We start from the raw sequence: 23,630 nt of genomic DNA, 5'->3' as shown, positions 1-23,630 counted from the left end.
GCAGTGCCGGCCGCCGACGGTGCCGGTCAGCAGCCCCCTGGCCCGGCCATGTCCATGAGCCGGGCCAGGACCCTGCCGCCGGAGACCCGAACGCCGTCGTGCTCCCACTCGTTGGTCACCCAGGCCCGCACGCCCCCGACCGCGCGGGCGGTCTCCATGGACAGGCGCTCGTCGACGTACATGTCGTCGTAGTAGACGGCGGCGGCCACGGGCACCCGGTTGGCGGCCAGCCGTACCGGGTCGTAAAGGGCGGGCCAGTCGGCGGCGGCGAGGATCTCGGCGGCGCCCCTGAAGGGGCGCAGGGCGGCGATCTCGTCGAACATCCAGGGGTAGATCATCTCCCCGGTGGGCAGCAGCGGGCGGGCGTCCTCGGCGAACTCCTCCGGCCGCAGCCGGTGCGCCGACCACGCGGAGGCGGCGCCCTGAGCGTAGATCGGCTCGTGCAGGACCGCGTACAGCGGGTTGCCCACGAAGCCGGTGGCCGTCATGACCTCGTAGCGGAACACGGCCGACAGCTCGCCGCCGGTCCAGGCCTCGTCGAGGAGCCAGTGCAGGTACTCGGCGCCGTCGCCGGTGCCCAGGCACATGCCCAGCGTCTGCAGGCGGCGCACGGTCAGCACGTCCCCGTCGGGCAGCAGCACCTCCTCCCCGCGCAGGTGGTCGGCTATGGCGTCCAGGCGGGCGCTGTCACCGGGGTAGCGGGCGAAGAAGCGGTCCACCTTGGCGCGGACCCGGGGGTAGGTGCGGGAGTAGACGTCGTCGGCGGTGGCCGTCAGGCCGGGCAGCCCTCCGGTGACGTGGCAGGCCTTGAGGCCCTCGGGGGCCCGCGACAGGTAGGTGAGGGTGATGAACCCGCCGTAGCTCTGGCCGAGCGTCTCCCACGGCCGGTCCCCGCAGAGCCTCCTGCGGATCAGCTCGGCGTCGGCGACGATCGCGTCGGCCCGGAAGTTCCTGAGGTAGGCGGCGATCTGCGCGTCGGTCCCCGTCAGGGTGGCGGCCGTGGCGGGGGTGCTGCGGCCGGTCCCCCGCTGGTCGAGCAGGAGCACCCGGTGGGTCTTCAGCGCGTGGCCCAGCCAGCCGTCGGCCGCCGTCGGCCGCGGGGACTTGCCTCCCGGACCGCCCTGCAGGAACAGCAGCCAGGGCAGGTCGTGGTCCCGCCTCGCCGGATCGACCGCCTCCCGGGCGAACACCTCGATCTCCGGCCCGCCGGGGTCGGCGTGGTCGAGGGGGACGGTGAAGACGTGGTCGGTCAGGGCGACGCCGGGCAGCAGGACGGTCATCCGCGAAACGGTACCCGTTCCCGGCGGCGCGGGCGTTCGCGGCCGGGATCCCCGCGCGGTCGCTCACCTGGACCGTCCGCGGCAACCACTGATACGCTCCCAAGCGAGCGCTTGGTTTCGTACGGCCAGCCGTACCCGGAGCGCGGAACGGGACACACGGAGACGACCGCCAGGGGACAGCCGATGAAGTTCTCGACCTTCCACCTCTTCCACCGGTTCGACGGCCAGAGTTTCAAGGAGGTCTACGACTACCACCTGGAGCTGGCGGAGCTCGCCGAGGAGCTGGGGTTCACCGGGGTGCGGCTGGCCGAGCACCACTTCCGCGACTACGGGGTGGTGCCGAACCTGTTCACCATGCTCTCCCACCTGGCCGCCCGCACCGAGCGGCTCCGGTTGGGCACCGGGATCGTGGTCCTGCCGCTGCACAACCCGGTCCACGTCGCCGAGGAGGCGGCCATGGTGGACCTGCTCTCCGGCGGGCGGCTGGAGCTGGGCATCGGGCGCGGATACCAGAGCTTCGAGTTCGAGGGCTTCGGCATCGACCTGGCCGAGGCCCGCGACCGGTTCAACGAGGCGCTGGAGGTGGTCCTCGGCCTGTGGACCAGCCCCGCCTTCCGGCACGAGGGCAAGTTCTACCGGACCGGCGCCGAGGTCGAGCTGGTCCCCCGGCCCGTGCAGGACCCGCACCCGCCGATCCACGTGGCGGCGGTCTCGCCGGAGACCGTGACCATGTACGCCGAGCGCGGCCTGCCCGTCCTCGCCGACCCGGCCGCGCCGTTCCGCAAGGTGGTGCGGGCCGCGGAGACCTGGCGGGAGACCGCGCAGCGGGCCGGGTACGACGTGGCCAAGGCGGAGCTGGTCGTCGCCCGCAGCGTCTACGTCGCCCCGACCGCCGAGCAGGCCCGCGAGGACCAGGCCCGCTTCGAGGCGATGTTCGACCGTGGCCGGATCTTCAACGCCAGGAGCGCGCCGATCGACCCGAGGACCGGCAAGGCCGCGCAGGGCTTCGAGTACTACCAGGACCGCTATCTCAAGGGCGGCTCGGTCTCCAACGACTTCCGCTGGGAGCAACTGGAGGTCATCGGCGACCCGGAGCGGGTGATCGGGCAGATCAGGCTGCTCCAGGAGGCCGGCTTCGCCAACCTGCTCTGCGACTTCGGCAGCACCCGGCCGATGCCGCTGGACGACATGAAGAAGGTCATGCGGTTCTTCGCCGCAGAGGTCATGCCCGCGTTCCAGTAGTCCCCGTCCCCCAGGAGGCGCGATGATCCACCAGCTCACCCTGTCCGACGTCCTCGCCGAGCACGCCCGCAGCCGCCCGCAGGTGACCGCGGTGGTGGACGGCGAGGTGCGGCTCACCTACCCCGAACTCGACGCGCGGGTCACCCGCCTGGCGAACGCGCTGGCCGCCCGGGGGGTCGCGGCCGGGGAGCGGGTGCTCTGGCTCGGCCAGAACTCGCACGCGGTGCTGGAGCTGCTGCTCGCCTCGTCCCGGCTCGGCGCGGTCTTCTGCCCGGCCAACTGGCGGCAGTCCGCCGACGAGCTGGCCTTCGTGCTGGCGGACCTGACGCCGAAGGTCGTGGTCTGGGAGCCCTCCGAGACCATCGCCGCGCTCAGCGCGGACGGCTGGATCCCGGCGGGCGCCGGTTACGAGGAGTTCCTCGCGGGCGGGTCAACCGCCGATCCCGGTTTCACGGACGACACCGCGCCCGTGCTCGCGCTCTACACCGCCGCCTTCGACGGCCGCCCCAGCGCGGCCCTGCTCAGCAGCGCCGCGCTGGTCGCGCACAGCACCTCACTGCTGGTGGTCCGGCAGATGGAGCCGGGGTTCACCTTCCTGAACAACGGCCCGCTCTTCCACGTCGGGACGATGATGTTCTGCCTGGCCACATTGCAGATCGGCGGGACCAACGTGTTCACCCCGGCGTTCGACGCCGAGGAGGTCTGCCGCCTGGTCGACGCGGAGAAGGTGACCCAGGCGTTCCTGTTCGGCCAGATGATCGACGCCGTGGTGGCCGCCAACGCGGGCGGCAAGTACGACCTGTCCTCGCTGCGCTTCGTCTCGCACTCCGACGAGTGGGACGCGATGACGACCGTGGACGACTCCCCGTGGTGCCGCTCCAAGATGGGCGGATACGGCCAGACCGAGGTGGGCGGCATGCTGACCTTCCTCGGCCTGGCGCCGGGCGCCGCCGGGTTCGCCGGGCGGCCGTCACCGCTGGTGCAGGTCCGCATCCTCGCCCCGGACGGGAGCGAGGTCCCCCCGGGCGAGACCGGGGAGATCTGCGCGCGCGGCAAGTCGCTCTTCTCCGGCTACCTCAACCGGCCGGAGCTGAACGAGGCCAAGACCCGGGGCGGCTGGCACCACACCGGCGACCTCGGCCGCCGCGAGGCCGACGGCACGATCACCTTCATCGGCCCCCGGCTGCGCATGATCAAGTCAGGTAACGAGAACGTCTACCCGGCCGAGGTCGAGCGGGTGCTGAAGTCCCATCCCGCCGTCACCGACGCCGCGGTCATCGGCGTGCCCGACGAGCGGTGGCACCAGGCGGTGAAGGCCGTCGTGGTGCTCGGGGCCGGGGAGACGGCCTCGGCCGAGGAGCTCGCCGAGCACGTGCGGGGGCAGCTCGCCTCCTACAAGAAGCCCCGGCACGTGGAGTTCGCCGAGTCCATCCCGAAGAAGGGCTTCACCCCCGACTACGACGCCCTCGACGCGGCGTACGGCGGCGGCAACTATCCCGGCGCCTGACGCGCGCGCGTCACGCCGTCTCGGCGGCGTGACGCACCCCTCCTTCGAGGACATCGAGGAGGTCGGTGGAGTGACGCAGGAGCTGGCGGGCCAGCTCGGAGCTCTCGCTGATGGCCACCTCCCACAGGTCCTTGGCGGCGTCCTGCTGCCGGGAGAGGACCACCAGCGCGGAGGTGGGCGACAGCGCGATCAGGAAGCCGTGGTTCAGCAGCGGGTGACCGCCGGGCAGGTTCGCTCCCCGCACCCGCCAGTTGCCGTACTGCGCCACGTCCGAACCCAGCACCAGCACCAGCGGGCAGCGGGCCAGCAGGGCGCGGTAGATGATGGACATCTCGACGTTCCAGCCGTGGCCCTCGGGCAGCAGGAACCCGATGACCGGCGGGATCGGGGACTGGGCGATGGGCCCGGCCAGGGTGAGGGTGAGGGTGTTGATCTCCTCCCAGCTCAGCCCGCTGGACACGTGCGCGCCCGCCTCGACGGCCAGGTCCCAGTAGGCGGCCTCCTGGTCCTCCGGGGCCTCGCGCAGGCGGATGGGGGCCCTGGGCTGGGGCACCGTGTCCGGCAGCTCGCCGGGACGGCCGTGGAAGTAGCCGCGCTGGTAGTTCCCGCCGAGGCTGCGGCCCATCAGGTGGCCCGACTGGTTCTCGACGTTCTCCACCAGCAGCGTCGCCCGGCTGTGCTGGGCCTCGCTCAGTGCGGCCGTCAGCGCCTGGCCCATGTACGCCCGGCCGTGGGTGAGCAGGTGGTGGTCGAGCTTGACCACGTCGGGCTCGAGCACCGGAAGCATCGCCAGGCCCGCCGGGCTGAACTCGATGTCCCCGATCGACACCCCCCACCGCGCGGCACGGGCGCGCCGCACCGTCTCCAGCACCTGTCGGGGGTGGCGGTCCATCGCCTCGCCGGAGAGCTCGACCAGCACCCGGAGCTGCCGGGTCGCCTCCCACACCACCGGGAGCAGGTCCTCGGGGCACTCCACGATCAGCGAGTCGGCGGCGACGTTGACGAACAGCGAGACGGCGCCGGGCATCTTGCGGGCGAGCATCTGGCGGAACGCCTCGGCGCGGCAGATCCAGTCCAGCTCACCCGCGCGGCCCACCGCGCGGGCCGCGGCGAACAGCCGGTCCGGTGCGCGCAGCGGGGTGTCCCGCGGGCCGCGGCTGAGCGCCTCGAACCCCACCACCTGGTTGTGCAGCACGTCCAGCACCGGCTGGAACTCCACCTCGACCAGCCGGTTCTCGATGATGTGGGTGATCAGATCGGTGTGCTGGGTGATCCCCACCGGCTGCTCGTGCGAGGGCCGCAGCTGCGACGCGCTCAGCGTCGTGGCCGCCGACATGTCGAACTGGGAGGCCGGAGACTGGGGAGCCGGCTCCTGCTCCTGACCGGGGCGCTTCTTCCCCCAGAGCACTCCCGGGTTGAAGCTCGGGCGGTCCTCGGCGGGGCGCTCCCAGAGGATCCATCGGGTGGAACGGTCTTCTGCCATGATCAGCCCCCTCCTCGGGGACGCGCGTGCCGGGAAACGGTCAGCTCCGCACGTCATCCGGTGGCACATCTCCGATGACGGCGGGACAGGTTCTGTCCTGCGCCACCTCATCGGCTGCGATCCCCGCTACCTGACCCGAAAACGGATGAACCGTGTGGGCTCTCCGGCGGGGCGCACGGTTCAGAGGATCGCGAGGGGATTGATGGGGCTGCCGGTCCCTCCCTCGATCTTGAGGGGGGCCGCGACGAAGACGAAGTCCCCGCCGGTACGGCCCGCGCACGCCGCGCTCAATTCCTCCAGCCAGAGCATCTCGGCCAGGTGGACGCCGTGCCGCCAGAGCAGGATCAGGTGGAGGTCGTCCTCCAGGCCCTCGTCGGCGAGCTGGCGGGCGTTGAGGCCGCCGATGGCGGCGTTGTCGGAGGCGACCACGGCCACGTCCCGGGCGGCGAGCCAGCGGCCTCCGTCCGCCGACAGGCCGGGCTGGCCGGCCCAGTACTCCTCCGGGGAGCTCTCCCAGGCCAGCGGCCAGCCGGTGCGGACCACGGCCACGTCGCCGGGGCGCACGTCGTCGCAGATCTCCGCCAGGAGCTCCGCCGGGATCCGGAAACCGGCGGGCAGGCGGTCGAGGCCCAGGTGCCGGGGCACGTCGAAGAGGACCCCTCTGGCCACGACGCCGCCGGCGTGCTCGATGCCGCAGCGGGTCGCGCCGTACGACCTGACCCGGGCGGCGGGGTGGCCGTTGTAGAGCTCCTCACCCGCCCACATGTGGCACAGCGCGTCCATGTGGGTGGTGGTGCCGTGCGGGGTGACGACGACGGCGTCGTCGGCCATCCGGAGTCCGGCGCCGATGGGACGGGTCCCGGCGGCGTAGTCGCCGCCGTCGACCGACATGAAATGCTGCGGCAGCGGGCGGCCCCTCAGGTGCGGGACCGTCGCCGGGGCCGACGAGGAGGTGGCCCCTCTGATCGGCATGGCCAGACTGATCACCTGGCCGGTGACCGCCGAGGTCAGGGCGGCGAGGACCGCGGCGGGGGTCAGCAGGTTCAGGGTGCCGCGCTGGTCGTCTGGGCCGAAGCGGCCCCAGTTGTTAGGCTCGTGAACCAAGCGATTGCTCACTTTCTTGAGGACGGGTCATGACGGCGGATGGCGAGATCCGGAAGCACCCCGGCACGAAGACGAGCGGGCGGTGCGACCCCCGCTTCTCCCGGGTCCGCGAGGTGTTCGACAAGCACTTCGCCGGCGGCGAGGAACTGGGCGCGGCGTTCGCGGTCTACCTGGACGGCGAACCGGTGGTGGACTTGTGGGGCGGCGTCGCCGACCGGCGCACCGGCCGTCCCTGGGAGCACCACACCCCCGCGCTGGCCTACTCCTGCACCAAGGCGGTGACCGCGACGGCCGGGCTGCTGCTGGCCGAGCGCGGGCTGCTCGACCTGACCGCGCCGGTCGCCGACGTCTGGCCGGAGTTCGGGCAGCGGGGCAAGGAACGGATCACCGTCGAGCAGCTGTTCACCCACCAGTGCGGGCTTCCGACGATCGAGGAGCCGGTCCCGGTGGAGGAGTTCGAGGACCACGCGGCCATCGCCGCCCGCCTGGCCCGGCAGGAGCCGATCTGGGAACCGGGCACGGCGCACGGCTACCACGCGCTGACCTACGGGTTCCTCCTCAGCGAGGTGATCAGCCGGGTGTCGGGCAAGAGCGTGGGCGAGATCGTGTCCACCGAGATCGCCGGTCCGCTGGGGCTGGAGCTGTGGATCGGGGCGCCAGACGACGTGGCGGCGCGGGCGGCCCGCCTGTCCGCCGGGGACCGCGTGAAGCCGGGAGGCGCCGGAGGGCCCCGGGCCGCCGGCGCGTCCGATGCGGCCGGGGCGTCGGGCGCATCCGGGGCCGGAGCGCCGTCCGCCCCGGCGGAGACCGACGCCGGGGCCGCCACACCGCCGTCCACCGTGGCCGAGCTTCCCGGGCAGGGGCCGGGCGACCCGGTCTACGAGATGGCCAGAGCCTCCCTCGACAAGGACAGTCTGATGAACAGGGCCCTGGGCAATCCCGGGGTCCACAGGCTGCCCGGCGGCGCCAACCATCCGGTCATCCTGCGGGCCGGATGGCCGGCGATGGGCGTCGTCGCCACGGCCCGGGGCCTGGCCGGTTTCTACCGGGAGCTGGTCGCCGGGCGGATCCTGCGCCCCGAGACGCTCCGCGACGCCATGCGGCGCCGCGTCAACGGGCCGGACCGGGTGCTGTTCATCGACAGCTCCTTCGGCCTGGGCTACATGCGCCCGGCCCTGACCTTCCTCACTCCCGCCCGGGGCGCCGAGACCGCCTTCGGCCACACCGGCCTGGGCGGGTTCCTCGGCCTGGGCGACGTGGAGCACGGGCTGGCCATGGGCTACACGATGAACAAGATGGCCAACGCCGTCTCCGGCAGCCTCCGCGCCTACCGCCTGGCCGAGGCCGTCTACGACGCGCTCGGGTAGGGGGCCCGTCCGGGCGGGGGCGCGCGCCTCCGGCGCGATCCGGCCGTGCGCCCCTCCCCGGCCGTTCACAGGTGCGCACGGCCGTCCCGTGTCCCGGCCCGCCGGATGCCGGCTCAATGCATCGTGACGCCGCCGCTGACCGACAGAGTCTGGCCCGTGACGTAGGCCGCCCTGTCGGTGCAGAGGTAGGCGACGAGACCGGCGACGTCCTCGGGGGCGCCCAGACGGCGCAGCGGGATGCCCTTGGCGATCTTGTCGACCAGCCCGGGTTTCTCGGCGTCGACCCTGCGGAGCATCGGGGTGTCGGTCGGCCCGGGGCAGACCACGTTCGAGGTGACGTTCCCCCGTGCCGCCTCCCTGGCGAGGGTCTTGGCCAGGCCGAACAGGCCCGCCTTGGTCGCCGCGTAGGCGCCCTCCCCGCCGGACCCGGCCCGGGCGCCGTCCGAGGAGACGAAGACCAGCCGTCCCCATCCCCGCCCGGTCATGCCGGGCAGCAGCAGCTTGGTGAGAAGCATCGGCGCCCGCAGGTTGACGCGCCACATCAGGTCCCAGTGCTCCGGATCACTGGTGACGAACGGCTCCACGATCGACACCCCCGCGTTGTGCACCAGGATGTCCACCGGCCCGGCCCGGGCGCAGAATTCCTCGATCGAGGCCGGATCCGCCAGGTCCACCGTCAGGTGCCGGGCACGCGCCCCCGGGGCACCCGGCTCGGCGGCGGCCGGATCGGGGAACGCGCCGGTCAGGGCGGCTGCGGTGGCGGCGGCGGCGGACCCGTCGATGTCGGCGACGATGACGTGGGCGCCGAGGGAGGCGAGGTCACGGCAGATGGCTCCGCCGATGGCGCCGGCTCCGCCGGTGACGACGGCGGTCCGGCCCTGCAGGCTCATGCCCCGCATCACTTCCACGCCTCCGCGATCTCGGCGGCGGTCACCCTCGTGGCCAGCAGGCTGACGGTGTTCTTCAGTACGGCCTGCGCGTAGTCGTCCGGGACTCCCGCCACCGCGTCGGTCACCACCGCCACCCGGTAGCCCAGGTTCACCGCCTCCAGGGCGAGGCCGGGGATGCCGAGGTTCAGCGAGAGCCCGGTGGCGACGACGGTCGAGACCCCGAGCGAGCGCAGGGTCGTGTCCAGCGAGGTGCCGGTGAACGGCGAGAAGCCGTGGTAGCGGCGTGACTCGAGGTCGCCGGGGTCGCGCAGGGCGGGCAGGACCTCGACCGCCCCGGTGCCCTCCAGCATGTGGGCGGGGTCCTTCAGCAGGGCGACCGCGAACGGGCAGTTGCCGGTGTGGGAACCGGCGCGGTCGGCGCGGAAGGCGGCCGTGCAGTGGATCACCGGGACCCCCGCGGCGCGCGCGGCGGACAGGACCACAGCCGTGTTCTCCGTGACGCCCCGGCGCTCGCACACCTCCACCAGCTCCGGGAAGCGCGTCAGGTCGCCGGCGACCCCGCGCTGCATCTCCATCACCAGCACCGCGCTGCGCCCCGGCGGGGCCAGGGCTCCAAGATCGACCGGCATCCGACCTCCACACCCGGCTGACACGAGCGCTTGCTTGGTTACACGGGCAGAGCGTAACACGAGACGAATCGCGCAGCTCCCCACTCAACGTGATACTCAGGTCGCACTCCGCCAAAGTTCGTGAAGCATGACAACCGGCCCCCCGGGTGAGACCGTCGAACAAGGCGACGGCACTCGGGAGGGGACTGCATGGTTCCGGGATACCGCGAGGTTCGAGAGCTCGGCACGGGGGGCGGCGGCCGCGTCGTACTGGCCACCTACACCGAGACCGGCGCCTACGTGGCCATCAAATACCTGAACTCCGCCCTGAAGGACGACCACCGGTTCGTGGCGCGCCTGCGCCGGGACGCGCGCGTCCTGGTGGACCTCGACCATCCGAATGTGGTCAGGCTGTACGAGTACTACGAGGACGTGCTCTACGCCGCGGTCGTGATGGAGCTGGTCGACGGCGTCGCGCTCCGGAGGATCCTCGCCCACGGCGGCGCGACGGGTCCCGAGGCGGCGCTCGCCGTGTTCAAGGACGTGCTGCTGGGCCTGGCGAAGGCCCACTCGCGGGGCATCGTGCACCGTGACTGCAGGCCGGAGAACGTGCTGGTCCAGGCGGACGGGAACGCCAAGCTCTCGGACTTCGGCCTCGCCGTTCCGGCCGGATCGGCGGGCGAGCCCGCGGGCGGCCCGGCCTACCTGGCGCCCGAACGGTGGTCCGGGCATCCGGCCAGCCCGGCGGCCGACCTGTACGCGGCCACCCGCGTGTTCTCCGAGTGCCTCACCGGACGCGCGCCGTACCGGGCGGACCTCGCCGGAGCTCCGGCCCCGGCGGAGGCGGTGCCGGATCCGGTCCGGCGGCTGGTCGCGCGCGGCACGGCCGAGAACCCGGCGGACCGGCCGCCGACGGCGCGGACGTTCGCCGCGGAGCTCGAGGTGGCCGCGCTGGCCGCCTACGGGCCAGAGTGGGAGCAGCGCGGGCGGCGGCGCCTGGCGGAGCGCGCCACCCTGCTCGCTCTGACCTTCCCCCTGGCCAGGGCCGCGCCGCAGGAGGGCATCCCGGCCGCCCGCGCCCGGGGCTGCCGGATGGACCGCTTGCGCCGGGGCGGCCGGAGCCCGGGGGCACGGCTGGTATCCGCCGCCGCCGTGGCGGCCGTCGCGGTCACCACGGCACTGGTCGCCGCCGACCGGCCGTCCGGCCCGCTCGCCTCCGACACGGTCTTCACGCCGCCGCCGGGATCGCACTCCGCGGGTGGGGCGGGCTCGCCGGAGGGCGCGGCGGATCCCCGGTCCGGGTCGCCGGCCCCCTCCGGGACCTCGAAACGATCGCGGAACGTCGCCGCCGACCGGCCCGCGCCCCCGGAGACCTCCGCTCCGGGCCGCCCGGCCACCACGCCGCGGGAGAGCCGGTCGGCCGTCCCGGTGAAGCCCCCGCCCCCGGACCCGACCGGGGGGACCCCCCCACCCACCGCTCCCCCGTCGTCTCCCGCCCCGCGCCACGAGGTCAGCGGCCTGGCCGTCGCCGGGATCGACGGGGGCGGGGCCACGGTCGCCCTGCGCGCGTCCACCACGGCGGAGGTCGTCCTGACCGCCCGGTTCGCCGAGGGCCGGACCCCGGATCTGCTGGAGGAGACGGCCGTGCGCACGGTCGCGCTCTCCGGCTCCGACACCTACGTCCAGCAGGTCCCGCACGCCTTCACCGCCCCTCCCTGCGGGCAGACCCTCTTCCGCCGGGTCACGGCCGCCACTTCGCCGCAGGCCCCCGACGGCGCGCACTCCCTCGTCGTGGAGGTCCGGGGCGACCCGTGCCCGAGCCCTTCGCAGTCCGGCGGCCCGACCGGTGACCCGGGGAACGGCCCGGGAGGAGAGCCGGAGGGAGACCCGGAGAACGACCCCGGGGACGGGGCCGGGGACGGCCCGCAGGAGCCGGCCGGAGATCCGTCACAGGACCCGGCGGGCCGGGACGAATCCGGTGAGTACCACACCTTGTGAGCAAACCAAGCGTGCGCTAGCTTGGCGATCGATGGCCAGTGACACGCTCACCTACTGGGATGCCTGCCGTCGCGGCGAGCTGCTCGTCCAGCGCTGTACGGCCTGCGCCCGGCGGGTGCACCTCCCCGCTTCCGAGTGCCCCCACTGCGGCGGCGCCGGCCTCGTCTACGAGCCCGTCTCGGGCGAGGGCAGCGTGCACACCTTCACCGTGGTGCACCGCTCGTTCGTGCCGGAGTTCCGGGGGCGGGAGCCGTACGTGCTGGCCTGGATCGACCTGCCCGAAGAGGTGCGGGCGTTCGGGCAGGTGGTCGGGTGCCCGCCCGAGCAGGTGCGGATCGGCATGCCGGTGCGCGTGACCTTCGTCGACGACCTACCCCAGTGGAGACCAGCGTGAGCAAGCTCGGCAACGTCCTCATCCCCGTCGGCGACCTGGACGAGGCGATCGCGTTCTACTCCGGCGCGCTCGGGCTGGCGGTCAGGTTCCGCGACGGCGACCGGTTCGCGGCCCTGGACGGCGGCGGCGCCACGGTCGCGCTCGTCGCGGCGGCCGAGCAGGTCGCCGGGGCCGCCACCGCGCCGTCCTACAAGGTCGGCGATGTGGCGGGGGCCGTGCGGGAGCTCGCGGAGGCGGGCGCCGAGGTCGTGCGCGAGCCCGAGACCGGGCCGCACGAGATCCGGGCCGTGCTGCGCGACCCGTCGGGCAACGCCTTCGTCCTCTACTCGTCCCTCCAGCCGTAGCCCTCACCCGTCCCTCTCTACCCGGAGCCAACCGGAGGCCCCCATGGCGCGATCCCCCTACGGCAACTACGCCTACGCCATTCTCACCGCGGGCGCCCTGCGCACCCCGGACCGGGTGGCGCTCACCTACTGCGGCACGCAGAGCTTCACTTACGAGCAGCTCAACCGGATCGTCAACCGGCGCGTCCACGCGCTCACGGAGGCCGGGGTCGAGCCGGGACGGCGGGTGGCGGCGCTGCTCAACGAGACGCTGCACGTGGCCGAGGTCTACCTCGCCACGGCCAAGCTGGGTGCGGTCACCGCGGCGCTCAACCCCTACTGGCCGGTGGAGACGCTCCAGGCGGTCGTCGCCGCCTCCGGCGCCACCGCGTTCGTCTACGACTCGACGGTGGAGCAGGTGGTGGCGCAGATCAGGCCGGAGCTGCCCGGGGTCACCGCCTGGATCAAGGTCGGCGGTCCGGGCGACGACGCGGTGGACCTGGACGCCCTGACGGCCGGGGCCTCCGAGGAGGAGCCCCAGCCCGGCGCGGCCTGGGACGACCCGCTGGCGCTCTACTACACCTCCGGCACCACCGGCCTGCCCAAGGCCGTGGTGCACACCCACGCCTCGGCTCTGGCCACGGCCCAGATCTGGCTGGACGTCCCGCGCTCGGAGGACTCGGTGCTCGGCACCGGCGCGATCATCTGGGGCATCGGCTTCCCGGCGCTGGTCGGGCCCGCGCTCTACGCCGGGATGCGGCTGGTGCTGGAGCAGGACTGGGGGCCGGCGAACTTCCTGAAGGTCGTCCCCCGCGAGAAGGTCACGCACGTCTCGCAGATCCCCTCGTTCTACGCGGCGCTGCTCGGTTCCGACGACCACGCCTCCGCCGACCTGTCCTCGCTGCGGGTCATCATGCTCGGCGGCGAGCCGCTCCCGGCCGCGCTGCTCGCCAGGATGAAGGAGCGGCTGCCGCAGGCGGGCGTCTACTGCTACTACGGCCAGACCGAGGCCCCCTACACCTGCTTCGGCCGGGTCGACGACGGCAGCACCCCGCTCGGCTCGTCCGGCCGGGCGCGCACCGGCAACGCGGTACGGATCACCGGCCCCGACGGCGGCCGGCTGGTCGGCGTGACCGGCGAGATCAACCTGGCCGGGCCGCACCGGATGGCCGGCTACGACGGGCTGCCCGACAAGACGGCCGAGGTCCTGCGCGGCGAGTGGTACGTCGGCGGCGACCTGGGCGTGCTCTCCGAGGACGGCGACCTGACCGTGCTCGGCCGCCGCGAGGACGCCGTCCTCAAGGGCGGAACGTGGTCGCAGCCCTCCGTGATCGAGGAGGCCGCGGTGGCCCTCGACGGCGTGGCCGAGGCCGGGGCCGTGGGCGTGCCCGCGCACACCGAGGGCGCCGGCGCCACCGAGCAGAAGGTCCTGCTCGCCGTGGTCCCGAGAGCCGGGCACTCACTCGACCCGTCGAAGCTCGCACTCGCGCTGGCCGAGTCGCTGCCCGGCCACCAGCGCCCGGACCACATCGTCGTCGCCGAGGAGCTCCCCCATTTCCAGGACGCCTCCGGCGGGCCGGGGAAGCTGCTCCGCCGCGAGATCCGCGAGAAGTACCAGCACCTGATCGACTGACCCCTTCCCTTCCAGGAGAGAGGACCGCATGCTCCCCGAGCACGAGGTCAAGGCGCTGCTCAGGAACGCCGGAGTGGCCGTGCCGCGCGGCGTCACGGTGACCGTGCCCGTCGCCCCTGCCGGGACGGCCGGGAGCGCCGTGTCCGTGGGGCCCACCGTGGCCGGCGAGGTCGCCGCCGCGGCCCGGGGGCTGGTCCCCCCGCTGGTCCTCAAGGCCTACGGGCCCGGCCTGGTGCACAAGTCGGACGCCGGCGCGGTACGGCTGGCGCTCGGCGACGCGGCCGAGGCCGGTGCGGCGGCGAGCGGGATGCTGGACGCGCTCCTCGCCCAGGGCATCATGCCCGGCGGGTTCCTGGTCGAGGAGCAGGCCGCGCCCGGCGTCGAGCTGATCGTCGGCCTCGTGGACGACCCGGGGTTCGGCCCGGTCCTGCTGGCCGGGCTCGGCGGCGTCTGGACCGAGGCCATGCGGGACACGGCCCTGCGGTTGTGCCCGGTCTCGGCGGCCGACGCCCGGGAGATGCTCGCCTGCCTGCGCGGCGCCCCGCTGCTGCACGGATACCGGGGCCGCCCGGCCGTGGACGTGGACGCCGTGGTCGAGCTGCTCGTCACGATCGGCGGGGCGGGCGGCCTCTGGGAACGGCTGGAACTCGGCGAGTTCGAGCTGAATCCGGTGATCGCCACCGGGAAGGGCGTCATCGCGGTCGACGCCCGCTACCTGCCCGACGGTTTGCGGGACCGCGGTCCGGCGGGCGAGGGCGTCGGGCCGGGCACCGATTTCACGGCGCTGTTCGAGCCGCGGGCGGTGGCCGTGGTGGGAGCGTCGGCGAACCGGCCGAACTTCGGCAACATGTTCCTGGAGTTCTACAAGGGCACCGGGGTGCCGCTGGTCGCGGTCCACCCGGAGGCCGACGAGATCGACGGGGTACCCGCCGTACCGTCGCTGGCCGAGACGGACGCCGACTACGCGCTGGTCGCCGTCCCCGCCGGACGGTGCGCCGAGGTCGTACGGCAGGCCCGCGGCATCCCGTTCGTCCAGGTGATGAGCGGCGGGTTCGGCGAGGCGGGCCGCCCCGAGCTGGAAGCGGACCTGGTACGGGCCGCGGCCGGGGCCGGGACCCGGCTGCTCGGGCCGAACTGCATGGGCGTCTACAGCCCGCGCGGCGGGCAGACGTTCGTCGGCGGCGAGCCGGGCCCGCCGGGGCACGTGGCACTGGTCTCGCAGAGCGGCGGCCTGGCCGGGGAGGTGATCAAGGTCGGCGAGCGGCGCGGGCTCGCCTTCAGCCGGGTGGCGACGGTGGGCAACTCCGCCGACGTGACCCCGGCCGAGCTGCTGCGCTGGCTGGCCGCCGACGAGCAGACCTCGGCCGCCGGCATGTACCTGGAGGATCCCCGCGGCGGCCGGTCTCTGTTCGAGGCGCTGATGTCCGTGCGCGGCCGCCTCCCGGTGGTGCTGCTGGTCGGCGGGCGGAGCGGCCAGGGCCGCCGCGCCGCCGCCTCCCATACCGGCGGCATGGTCGGTGACGCCCGGATCTGGCAGTCCCTCGCCGACCAGACCGGGGTCACCCTCGTCACCGGCCAGGACGACCTGATCGGCGCCCTGTCCTTCTTCCAGTCCCACGCCGCCCGGCTGCCCGCCTCCGCCCCTGTCGCCGGCCCCGGTCCCCTCTCCCCCCGCGCACCGGACGGAGTGCTGGTGATCGGGCCCAGCGGCGGGGCGAGCGTGCTGGCGGCCGACGTGTTCGACGAGGCCGGCCTCTCGCTGGAGGCGCTGCCGCAGGAGGCTCTGGACGGGCTGAAGGCCCTCGGGGTCGGGGTGGGAAGCTCGCTCGCGAACCCGCTGGAGATCCCGGTCGGTCCACGGGGACGGGCGGAGCTGGTCCGGGAGGCCGTCGCGGCGATCGTGGCGCGGAGGCCGTACCCGGATGTCGTGGCCCACGTCAACGTCCAGAGCTTCTTCACCTACGGGACCGCGGCCGAGCCCCTGTACGCCTACGCGCGCGCCCTGGCCCGGGCCCAGGAGGAACTGCCCGGGGTCAGGATCACCCTGGTCACCAGGAACGGCGAGTGCGCGCCGTGCGGAGTCGAGGAGGAGGTCCGCACGATCATGGCCGGAGCCGGGATCCCCGTCTACCGGTCGATGGAGGCGGCCGCGGTGGCCGTCGCCGCCGCCAGGCGTTTCATCCGGGCCGCTCAGGGTCACCGGGCCGCCCGCACCACTGGAGGAGCTTGAGATGGGTCTGCTGGACGGCAAGGTCGCGCTGATCACCGGGGGCGCGCGCGGCATGGGCGCGGCGCATGTACGGCTGTTCGCCGAGGAGGGCGCGCAGGTCGCCTTCGGCGACGTGCTGGATGAGGAGGGCAAGGCGCTCGCCGAGGAGACCGGGGCGCTCTTCGTCCATCAGGACGTGACGGACCCCGGAGACTGGGAGCGGGCGGTGAACGCCGTCGTCGAGACGTACGGCAGGCTCAATGTCCTGGTCAACAACGCCGGAATCCTGAAATTTCGCCGTATCGCGGATATGACGCTGGAGGAATACGACCGGATCCTCGACGTGAACCTCAAGGGCACCTGGCTCGGGATCAAGTCGGTGATCGAGCCGATGAAGGCGGCCGGCCGCGGCTCGATCGTGAACATCTCCTCGGTCGAGGGCTTCATCGGGGCCGAGGGCATGTCCGCCTACGCCGCCTCCAAGTTCGGCGTGCGCGGCGTGACCAAGGCCGCCGCCCGCGAGCTCGCCCGTTTCAAGATCCGGGTGAACTCCGTGCATCCCGGAGCCATCGACACCGCCATGGTCGCCGACCCGGAGATCGCGTCCGAGGTGGACGCCGAGGCGTTCTTCAAATCCATGGTCATCAAGCGCTTCGCCAAACCGGTCGAGGTCTCGCACGTGGTGGCCTTCCTCGCGTCCGACCGGTCGAGTTACTGCACCGGCAGCGAGTTCACGGTGGACGGGGGCATGCTGACCGGCGCCGGATACTGACGCGTCCGGCGATCTGGTGGGAAACGAGCGTTTGCTCGTGTGAACTCGGGGAAGGCGCCGCGGATGTTACGGACGACCGTCACGGCCGTAGCTCTGTTGACCGGGCTGCTTGCCGTGCCTCCCTCATCCTCATCTCCGCCCTCTCCGCCGGGTCCTCCCACCCATCCGTGCGCCGCCGCCACGCAACGGTGCGAGGGTCGCATCGAGGTGCCGCTCGACTGGAGCGACCCCGGCTCGGAGCGGATCACCGTCGCGTTCGCCTGGGTTCCCCGGCAGGGCGCGACCACCACCGTCCTCGCCAACCCCGGCGGACCGCTCCCGGCCCTGCCGCAGCTCCCCGTACTGGAGCAGGCGGTCGACCGGCAGAACCTGCTGGTCGTCGAACCCCGCGGGCTGGGCGCGTCCAGCCCGCTCGACTGCCCCGGGCTGGATCTGAACCGGCCGGAGACCATCTCCGCATGCGCCGGACGGCTGGGACCGCGCAGCCGGTTCTTCACCACCGACCAGGCCGTCGCCGACATGGAGGCGGTCAGGAAGGCCCTGGGCCTGGCCGGGGTGACGTTCTACGGCATCTCCTACGGGACCCTGTTCGCCCAGGCCTACGCCGCCCGCTTCCCGGGCAGCACCGCGGGGGTGTTCCTCGACAGCCTCGTCCCGGTCGGAAAGGACGGCTACGCCGTCGAGCCCGTCCGGGCCCGGACCGACCTGCTGAAGCCGACCTGCCGCTCATCCCGCGACTGTGAGAAGACCTGGTCGGCGCTGGTCCGGCGGTTGCGCGACCGCCCCGACGCGGCGATCTCCATGACGACGCTGAACAGCCTGCTCCCCCGCCTCCACGAGGCGGTGTCCGGCCGCGAACTCAACGCGGCGGCCGACGCCTACCTGCGCGGCGACCCGCTGCCGCTGCGCCGTCTGGCCAAGGTGGCCGCGGAGGCCCCGGCCCCGCCGCTGAACGGGCCGGGATTCGCCGGCTTGCTCTCCTACAAGTGCGGCGACGCGAAGTTCCCGTTCGACCGGGACGCCCCGGCCGCCGAGCGCCGGCGCCAGCTGGACCGCTTCTACGCGAAGAGGCGGCCCATGAGGCCCTTCACCGTCGCCGAGCTGGGCGGGGCGACCGGATGGGCCGACTGGTGCGTCCACTGGCCCACCCCCCGCGACAACCCCCCGGTCCCGCCCCGCGCCGGCCATCCCGGGGTACCGACCGCGACCGTCGCCGGCGACTACGACACCCACCGTCCCGACGAGGTCGCCCGGTTCTTCCCCCATGGCGACCTGCTCCGCGTCGTCGGCGGCGGCCACAGCACGACGCTCGGCGTGGACTGCGCCCGCCAGGCGCTGCGGTCGTTCCTCGCCCGGACCGGTGAGCTCCCCCGCTCCTGCGACGTGTCGAGCTACCGCGCGGTCAGGGCCTTCCCCCGGACGGCGGAGGACCTGCCGGACGCCGGGGACCTCGACCGGCGCGTCGTCGCCGCGTTCGCCACGGCCGCCGACGCGGTGGTCCGGCGCGACCCGGGCTCGGGGTCGTACCGGCGGGCGAAGGAGGAGGCCGGCCTGCGCGGCGGGCGGCTGGTCTTCGACGACAAGGCGGCGACCATCCGCCTCGAAGAGGTGCGTTTCGTGAGCGACCTGGCGGTGAGCGGCCAGATCGCCCTGACCCCGGACGGGACCGCGACGGCCAGGCTGACCGTCGGCGGCACCGAGGCCGTGCTGTCCTGGCCCGCGTTCCGCCCGCTGGATCCCGTCCTCGTCTCCGGCCGCTTCGACGGCCGGCCCTTCACCGCGCGCATCCCCGTCTGACCCCGTCGGGACCCGTCGGGGCCCGGCGGAACCACCGAGGGCGCCCGGCGACCTCCGGGCACACCGGGACCGCGCCCGGCGCCCTCATGACAGACGACCTCGCGTCACACCGGGCGCTGCTGTTCGATCCAGGCGGACGGGGTGATGAACAGGCCGGTCGCCTCGACGAGCACGGTCCCGTCGGGCAGGGCGATGCGCCCGTCCACCCAGGTCTTGCGCCCCTCCGACCGGGTGTGCTCCGCGGTTCCCACGAGCGGCTCGCCGTACGGCACCCGCCCGCGGTAGCGGATGGTCAGGGTGCCGGTCATCCCCGGGAAGCCGGCCACCGCGACGGCCTGGCCCAGCAGGTGGTCGAGGATCATCGCGCTGACGCCGCCGTGGACCGAGCCGGGCGGGCCCTCGTGGGTCGGCCGGAAGCTCAGCTCGGCACGGACCGTCCGCTCCGGGGTGGTGTGAATGACCAGCGGGAGCGCGTGCGGGTTGGCCGAGCCGGTCACCGCGTTGCCCGCGTGGCGGGGAACACCGTCGGGACCGAACTCGAACGGCCGCGGCGATGCGCACTGGAGCGCGCGCAGGCGGTCGGTCAGGGCGGCGAGTTCGGCGGTGACGGCGACGAGCTCGCTGTCGGGGACGTCCGTCAGCACGACGGCGTCGACCAGGTCGCGGGTCTGCCGGCTGAGCTCGGACAGCGCGGCGAAGTAGGCCTCCGCGTCCTCGGCGGGGGCGAGTTCCATCGTCATGCCCCCATATTAGAACGATCTTCTACAGAAGAATGTTCCGTTCGATGATACGGTCGCACCGTTTCGTAGATCTTTTGGTCCCGATGGGTTTATGTGCAAAAATCCCCTAAAGGCCGCTGACGTGGGGTTTTATCCGTCTTAGCCGCTTGCCGACTCTCTTGGCTGGGGCTTTGACCCGTCTTGACCTGCTTTTGGGTCCGGGTAGCCTCCCTGCCCACGGAAGACACCTGACCAATGGTGCCGCCACACGCGTCCCGATCGTCCCGGCCCGGCCGCGTGAACGCGCCATCGTTCGACTCGATCTCTGACAGCCCGGTCGCGGGGCGGCGCGACCATGCCTGACGGCTCCCGGAGGTTTCCCACTTCCATGACCCCTGAGATGCAGAAGTTCATCGAGCTGCTGGAGAGCGAGCTCGGATACTCCGAGAAGAGCAGCGGCTACACCAAGTTCGGCGACTGGTACGGCAGCAACGTCGAGTTCGACGCGGACTACTCCGCGGCGCCCTGGTGCGACATGTATCTGTCGTGGGCGGCCAAGAAGCTCGGCTACGAGGACTGGATCGGTCAGTTCGCCTACACCGTGTACCACGCCGAGTGGTTCCGGGAGCAGGACGCCTGGGGCACCACCCCCAAGCCCGGAGCCCTCGTGTTCTTCGACTGGAGCGGCTCGAAGAAGATCGACGGCATCGACCATGTCGGGATCGTCACCAGCGTGGACGGCTCGACCATCCGCACCATCGAGGGCAACATCGACGGCGGCGTCGCCAAGCGCAAGGAGCGCGACACCGGCAAGGTCGTCGGCTACGGCTATCCGGAGAAGATCAAGGCCCGGCTGGACAAGGAGGCCGCCGAGCAACAGGTGATCGGCACCTCCTCCGCCACCTCCGCCACCTCGTCCTCGGACAACTTCGTCTCCCTGTCCCCCCAGCTCGACCTGCTCTCCATGATCCCCGCCCTCATCCCTCCGCAGCAGGAGACCGAGAAGGCGGAGAAGGCCGGGAAGCCCGCCACCGAGGCCGCGACCGAGCCCGCCCGGAAGACCGCGCCCGAGAAGACCACCGCCAAGGCCGCGCCCAAGAAGACCGCCGAGACGTCCGAGACCGCCCCCTCGGCCGCCGGCCCCCAGGTCTCCGCCGGCCGCACCACACCGGGCAAGCACGCCAAGCCCGCGACCGCCGACACCGACTCCTTCGCCGCGGTCCCCGCCGCAGCCGCCCGCGACCTGGCCACGAGCACTCCCGACCTCGGCACCCCCGCCGTACTCGCCCCGATCCTGCTCGCCGCGGTCGCGATCATCGCCCACGCCAAGGTCAAGCAGTCCGGCCTGCGCCTGGCCTTCGCGGGACGCGCGCAGGGCGAGGAGGGCGCGGGGCTCGCCTCCCGCCGTACCGCCGGCTCGCACCGCTCCGCCCCGGGCCGTCGCCGCGCCCCCGGCCGCCGCCGCATCGCCCGTGGCGCCCCCGCCCGCGAGGCGCTGGTCACCCGGAGCACCGTCCTCACCCGGGAGTCCTTCACCGCTCAGGACTTCTCCCTCCCCGGGGAGGGATCCGCCGTCCGCGAGGCTCTCCCCGCGCAGGCAGGCCCCTCCGTCCGGGAGCTCCCCGCCGAGCAGCCCCAGCTCCCCTACCAGGGCAGGCGCCGCCTCCGGGAGCGTCCGGTCGTGGAATCCTCGACCTTCGTGCAGGACGCGCCGCTGCGGGGCCGCCGCCACCGCCGTGCCGAGTCCTCGACCTTCGTGCAGGACGCGCCGCTGCGGGGCCGCCGCCACCGCCGCCCCGAGCCCGCCGTCAGCACGACCGTCCCGGCCGCGCCTCTTCCCGCCGTGTCTTCTCCCGCCGTGTCTTCTCCCCCCGTGACTCCTCCCGCCGTGTCTTCTCCCCCCGGGTCTCCTCTCCCCGGGTCTCCTCTCCCCGGATCCCTTCCCACCGCGCCCGGCGACGTCCTGGCCCCGGACGACGCCCTCGCCCCCGGGGAGTACCGAGGCCGCCGCCACAAGGAGGCGGTTCCCGCCTGAGCCGGACGACCGGTCCTCCCGCCGGGGACCACGCGGCCGGCGCGGCGCACGAGGGTGACGACCCCGCCGGCCCGCTCACGGGAAGTACTCGGAGGCGAAGGCCGCCAGGGCGGTGACGGCGTCGCGCCTGCGGCGCCAAGGGCGGACGATCATCCGGTCGACGCCGAGCCGCTCCCACTCCGGGACCTCGGCGGGACCGCTCAGCTCGTAGGCGTGGACGGTCACCGAGAACGGGCGGTCGCCCGGCGCCCCGGCGCGGAGCGCCGCGAGCCTGTCGAGCCGGGGGCGGAGCGAGCCGAGGGAGTGCGGCATGCTGATCCAGCCGTCGCAGAGGCGTACGGCGCGGCGCAGCGCGGCGTCCGACTCGCCCCCGGCGAGGATCGGCAGCCGTTCCTGGACCGGTTTGGGCTCGAAGGCCACCTCGGGGAAGCTGTAGAAGCGTCCCGTGTGCGCGACGACCGGCTCCGACCAGAGCCGCCGGGTCACCTCGATCGCCTCGTCCAGCCGGGGCCCGCGGGTGGCGAAGTCCACCCCGGCCGCCCGCCACTCCCCCTCGTACCACCCCGCGCCGACCCCGCAGACCGCCCGGCCGCCGGAGACCCGGTCGAGGGTCGCGAAGGCCCGCGCCGAGACGAACGGATGCCTGAGGGCGTAGAGGTGGACGGCGGTGCCGAGCCGTACGCGCGAGGTCAGCCCGGCGAGCCAGCACAGGTAGGCGGGGGCGTCGAACAGCGGAGTGCCCGGCGAGATGCCGGGTTTGTCGGTTCCCGGATAGACGGCCAGCGAGAGGTCGGTGGCGAAGACCAGGTGCTCGGGAAGCCAGACCGACTCGAATCCCAGCTCGTCCGCCGCGACCGCGACGTCCTTCCACGCGTCGGGGTGCAGCAGGCCGAGCGGCACTCCGAATCTCACGGCCGCCTCCACCCGGGGGAGATTCCTCTCACCCCAGTAACCTAGCAAACGCTTGGTAGACACGCCTAGTCCCGAAAGGACACCCGCACACCCTTCATGCCTAACAAGCGCTTGGTACAATCGATCGCATGCCGTACGAGACAGACCCGGTGCCGGAAGGGACCGGCGGCGCGCTCCGCGGGAAGGTCGCCGTCGTCACCGGCGCGGGCCCCGGCCTCGGCCGGACGCTGGCCCGGCTGATGTCGGCCGAGGGCGCCTCCGTCGTGGTCGCCGCCCGGACCGCCGCCACCGTCGAGAAGATCGCCGCCGAGTTTCCCGGCACGCTCGCCTTCCCCGCCGACGTCACCAGCCCGGCGGATGTCGAGTCCCTCGCCGCCGCCGTCACCGAGCGCTTCGGCCGCCTGGACGTCCTGGTCAACGCGGCATTCCCGGGCACCCACCGCAGGAAGGTGCTGGACATGTCTCCCGCCGACCTGGCCTCCTGGCGCACGGCGGTCGACATCGGTGCGTACGGCACGCTGCTCGCCTGCCGTTTCCTCGCACCCCTGATGGTCGAGCGGGGTTCCGGCTCGATCGTGAACGTGACCTCCATGTCCTCCCGCAAGGGCTACGCGGGCCGCAGCGACTTCGCAGCAGGCAAGGCCGCCGCCCACCTGCTCTCCCACTGCCTGGCCGACGAGCTCGGCCCGTACGGCGTTCGGGTCAACTGCGTGGCCCCCGGCTGGATCGCCAGCGAGGTCCTCGACGACTGGATGCGCACCCGCGCCACCGCCGAGGGCGTCTCCTACGAGGACGTCCTGGCCCGCGACCTGAGCGCGATGGCCCTGCGCCGGATCGCCACCGAGGAGGACGTCGCCCGGGCGATCGTCTTCCTCGCCTCGGACCAGGCCGGGGCCATCACCGGTGCCACCCTCGACGTCAACGCCGGCCAGCTGTTCACCTGAACACCCGACGCCGGCCATGCGGACCACCGAGCGACCCGGATTCCCCGTCCCTCCGGCCTTCCCGCTCTCGACCTCGCCTTCCCGCTCCCCCGCGAGTTCGCGGAGCCTCATCCGGACGCGCTCCAGAATCCGGCGTGCACGGAGGTCGCCCGCTTCCACCTCGTACACCGGCATGACCGCGACCTGCCGGTCCTCGACCTGAACCCAGACCGAGCGCTGAAGCCCGCTCACCAGTCGCACGCGGAAACGTCCCGAGATTCCCCTCCACTCCATCTCCCCTTCGACCCGAGGATCCGGGTCCACGAATCCGTAGTAGCCATAGGCCGAACTCCATCGCTGCCCGTAGAGCCCGGCGATCGCGTCCGCGAGGAGGGCAAGGTTGGCCGGGTCGTCCAGAACACCCAGATCTACGG

Annotated in this window: 19 protein-coding genes; 12 read left to right on the top strand and 7 right to left on the bottom strand. The window is 73.2% G+C overall.

Annotated elements, in window-relative coordinates; all coding sequences use genetic code 11:
- Nucleotides 1-26 precede the first annotated feature (26 nt).
- Nucleotides 27-1,280 carry an alpha/beta fold hydrolase gene (locus tag HS041_RS13075; protein WP_196440962.1) on the bottom strand — a complete coding sequence of 418 codons (1,254 nt, stop codon included), beginning with the start codon at nt 1,278-1,280 and terminating at the stop codon, nt 27-29.
- Nucleotides 1,281-1,463: 183 nt separating this feature from the next.
- Between HS041_RS13075 and HS041_RS13070 the strand changes: the two genes are divergently transcribed.
- Nucleotides 1,464-2,522 (top strand): LLM class flavin-dependent oxidoreductase, encoded by a 1,059-nt coding sequence (locus HS041_RS13070; protein ID WP_196440961.1) that lies wholly within the window; start codon nt 1,464-1,466, stop codon nt 2,520-2,522.
- A 22-nt stretch (nt 2,523-2,544) separates the two neighbouring features.
- Complete coding sequence (locus tag HS041_RS13065; protein ID WP_196440960.1) at nt 2,545-4,029, top strand: AMP-binding protein; 1,485 nt, start codon at nt 2,545-2,547, stop codon at nt 4,027-4,029.
- Nucleotides 4,030-4,039: 10 nt separating this feature from the next.
- Here HS041_RS13065 and HS041_RS13060 read toward each other — a convergent pair whose 3' ends face one another.
- Nucleotides 4,040-5,512: an EAL domain-containing protein gene (locus HS041_RS13060; protein ID WP_196440959.1), complete on the bottom strand. Its 1,473-nt coding sequence runs from the start codon at nt 5,510-5,512 to the stop codon at nt 4,040-4,042.
- 180 nt (nt 5,513-5,692) lie between these two features.
- On the bottom strand, nt 5,693-6,616 hold the full coding sequence (locus tag HS041_RS13055; protein WP_196440958.1) for a cyclase family protein: 924 nt from the start codon (nt 6,614-6,616) through the stop codon (nt 5,693-5,695).
- Nucleotides 6,617-6,645: 29 nt separating this feature from the next.
- Between HS041_RS13055 and HS041_RS13050 the strand changes: the two genes are divergently transcribed.
- Nucleotides 6,646-7,983, top strand: a complete 1,338-nt coding sequence (locus tag HS041_RS13050; protein WP_196440957.1) for a serine hydrolase domain-containing protein — start codon at nt 6,646-6,648, stop codon at nt 7,981-7,983.
- A gap of 113 nt (nt 7,984-8,096) precedes the next feature.
- Here HS041_RS13050 and HS041_RS13045 read toward each other — a convergent pair whose 3' ends face one another.
- Together HS041_RS13045 and HS041_RS13040 are read right to left on the bottom strand one after the other, a co-directional pair.
- Complete coding sequence (locus tag HS041_RS13045) at nt 8,097-8,882, bottom strand: SDR family NAD(P)-dependent oxidoreductase (RefSeq protein ID WP_196442461.1); 786 nt, start codon at nt 8,880-8,882, stop codon at nt 8,097-8,099.
- Nucleotides 8,882-9,502: a cysteine hydrolase family protein gene (locus HS041_RS13040; RefSeq protein WP_196440956.1), complete on the bottom strand. Its 621-nt coding sequence runs from the start codon at nt 9,500-9,502 to the stop codon at nt 8,882-8,884. The genes HS041_RS13045 and HS041_RS13040 overlap by 1 nt, the downstream gene beginning before the upstream one ends.
- A gap of 189 nt (nt 9,503-9,691) precedes the next feature.
- On the opposite strand from HS041_RS13040, the gene HS041_RS13035 reads away from it, so the two are divergent.
- The 7 genes from HS041_RS13035 to HS041_RS13005 all read left to right on the top strand — a co-directional run bounded on the left by HS041_RS13035 (nt 9,692) and on the right by HS041_RS13005 (nt 18,607).
- Nucleotides 9,692-11,479 (top strand): serine/threonine-protein kinase, encoded by a 1,788-nt coding sequence (locus tag HS041_RS13035; protein ID WP_196440955.1) that lies wholly within the window; start codon nt 9,692-9,694, stop codon nt 11,477-11,479.
- Nucleotides 11,480-11,510: 31 nt separating this feature from the next.
- On the top strand, nt 11,511-11,873 hold the full coding sequence (locus HS041_RS13030; RefSeq protein ID WP_196440954.1) for a Zn-ribbon domain-containing OB-fold protein: 363 nt from the start codon (nt 11,511-11,513) through the stop codon (nt 11,871-11,873).
- Nucleotides 11,870-12,217 (top strand): VOC family protein, encoded by a 348-nt coding sequence (locus HS041_RS13025; protein ID WP_196440953.1) that lies wholly within the window; start codon nt 11,870-11,872, stop codon nt 12,215-12,217. The genes HS041_RS13030 and HS041_RS13025 overlap by 4 nt, the downstream gene beginning before the upstream one ends.
- 43 nt (nt 12,218-12,260) lie before the next feature.
- Nucleotides 12,261-13,829, top strand: coding sequence for a class I adenylate-forming enzyme family protein (locus tag HS041_RS13020; RefSeq protein ID WP_196440952.1), 1,569 nt, complete (start codon nt 12,261-12,263; stop codon nt 13,827-13,829).
- Nucleotides 13,830-13,857: 28 nt separating this feature from the next.
- The gene (locus HS041_RS40425) at nt 13,858-16,059 is read left to right on the top strand and encodes an acetate--CoA ligase family protein (protein ID WP_196440951.1); all 2,202 of its coding nucleotides are present in this window, start codon (nt 13,858-13,860) and stop codon (nt 16,057-16,059) included.
- 1 nt (nt 16,060) lies between these two features.
- Complete coding sequence (locus HS041_RS13010) at nt 16,061-16,810, top strand: glucose 1-dehydrogenase (protein WP_196440950.1); 750 nt, start codon at nt 16,061-16,063, stop codon at nt 16,808-16,810.
- A 207-nt stretch (nt 16,811-17,017) separates the two neighbouring features.
- Entirely contained in the window at nt 17,018-18,607 is a 1,590-nt protein-coding gene (locus tag HS041_RS13005) for an alpha/beta fold hydrolase (protein WP_196440949.1), read from the top strand.
- Between the two features lie 104 nt (nt 18,608-18,711).
- Here HS041_RS13005 and HS041_RS13000 read toward each other — a convergent pair whose 3' ends face one another.
- Nucleotides 18,712-19,347 carry a PaaI family thioesterase gene (locus HS041_RS13000; protein ID WP_196440948.1) on the bottom strand — a complete coding sequence of 212 codons (636 nt, stop codon included), beginning with the start codon at nt 19,345-19,347 and terminating at the stop codon, nt 18,712-18,714.
- 367 nt (nt 19,348-19,714) lie between these two features.
- On the opposite strand from HS041_RS13000, the gene HS041_RS12995 reads away from it, so the two are divergent.
- Nucleotides 19,715-21,361, top strand: a complete 1,647-nt coding sequence (locus HS041_RS12995) for a CHAP domain-containing protein (RefSeq protein WP_196440947.1) — start codon at nt 19,715-19,717, stop codon at nt 21,359-21,361.
- 75 nt (nt 21,362-21,436) lie between these two features.
- Here HS041_RS12995 and HS041_RS12990 read toward each other — a convergent pair whose 3' ends face one another.
- Complete coding sequence (locus tag HS041_RS12990; RefSeq protein WP_196440946.1) at nt 21,437-22,273, bottom strand: TIGR03619 family F420-dependent LLM class oxidoreductase; 837 nt, start codon at nt 22,271-22,273, stop codon at nt 21,437-21,439.
- A 128-nt stretch (nt 22,274-22,401) separates the two neighbouring features.
- Between HS041_RS12990 and HS041_RS12985 the strand changes: the two genes are divergently transcribed.
- On the top strand, nt 22,402-23,217 hold the full coding sequence (locus HS041_RS12985) for an SDR family oxidoreductase (protein WP_196440945.1): 816 nt from the start codon (nt 22,402-22,404) through the stop codon (nt 23,215-23,217).
- Nucleotides 23,218-23,630 lie beyond the last annotated feature (413 nt).

Origin of the sequence: Planomonospora sp. ID67723, assembly GCF_015711605.1 — a bacterium.
Lineage (GTDB): Bacteria > Actinomycetota > Actinomycetes > Streptosporangiales > Streptosporangiaceae > Planomonospora_A.
This window is presented reverse-complemented; position numbering and strand designations above follow the sequence as displayed.

What these genes read in the sequence shown, in the direction of transcription:
- HS041_RS13075 (WP_196440962.1), bottom strand. Translation starts at nt 1,280, where the DNA reads ATGACCGTCCTGCTGCCCGGCGTCGCCCTGACCGACCACGTCTTCACC.
- HS041_RS13070 (WP_196440961.1), top strand. Translation starts at nt 1,464, where the DNA reads ATGAAGTTCTCGACCTTCCACCTCTTCCACCGGTTCGACGGCCAGAGT.
- HS041_RS13065 (WP_196440960.1), top strand. Translation starts at nt 2,545, where the DNA reads ATGATCCACCAGCTCACCCTGTCCGACGTCCTCGCCGAGCACGCCCGC.
- HS041_RS13060 (WP_196440959.1), bottom strand. Translation starts at nt 5,512, where the DNA reads ATGGCAGAAGACCGTTCCACCCGATGGATCCTCTGGGAGCGCCCCGCC.
- HS041_RS13050 (WP_196440957.1), top strand. Translation starts at nt 6,646, where the DNA reads ATGACGGCGGATGGCGAGATCCGGAAGCACCCCGGCACGAAGACGAGC.
- HS041_RS13045 (WP_196442461.1), bottom strand. Translation starts at nt 8,882, where the DNA reads ATGCGGGGCATGAGCCTGCAGGGCCGGACCGCCGTCGTCACCGGCGGA.
- HS041_RS13040 (WP_196440956.1), bottom strand. Translation starts at nt 9,502, where the DNA reads ATGCCGGTCGATCTTGGAGCCCTGGCCCCGCCGGGGCGCAGCGCGGTG.
- HS041_RS13035 (WP_196440955.1), top strand. Translation starts at nt 9,692, where the DNA reads ATGGTTCCGGGATACCGCGAGGTTCGAGAGCTCGGCACGGGGGGCGGC.
- HS041_RS13030 (WP_196440954.1), top strand. Translation starts at nt 11,511, where the DNA reads ATGGCCAGTGACACGCTCACCTACTGGGATGCCTGCCGTCGCGGCGAG.
- HS041_RS13020 (WP_196440952.1), top strand. Translation starts at nt 12,261, where the DNA reads ATGGCGCGATCCCCCTACGGCAACTACGCCTACGCCATTCTCACCGCG.
- HS041_RS40425 (WP_196440951.1), top strand. Translation starts at nt 13,858, where the DNA reads ATGCTCCCCGAGCACGAGGTCAAGGCGCTGCTCAGGAACGCCGGAGTG.
- HS041_RS13010 (WP_196440950.1), top strand. Translation starts at nt 16,061, where the DNA reads ATGGGTCTGCTGGACGGCAAGGTCGCGCTGATCACCGGGGGCGCGCGC.
- HS041_RS13000 (WP_196440948.1), bottom strand. Translation starts at nt 19,347, where the DNA reads ATGACGATGGAACTCGCCCCCGCCGAGGACGCGGAGGCCTACTTCGCC.
- HS041_RS12995 (WP_196440947.1), top strand. Translation starts at nt 19,715, where the DNA reads ATGACCCCTGAGATGCAGAAGTTCATCGAGCTGCTGGAGAGCGAGCTC.
- HS041_RS12985 (WP_196440945.1), top strand. Translation starts at nt 22,402, where the DNA reads ATGCCGTACGAGACAGACCCGGTGCCGGAAGGGACCGGCGGCGCGCTC.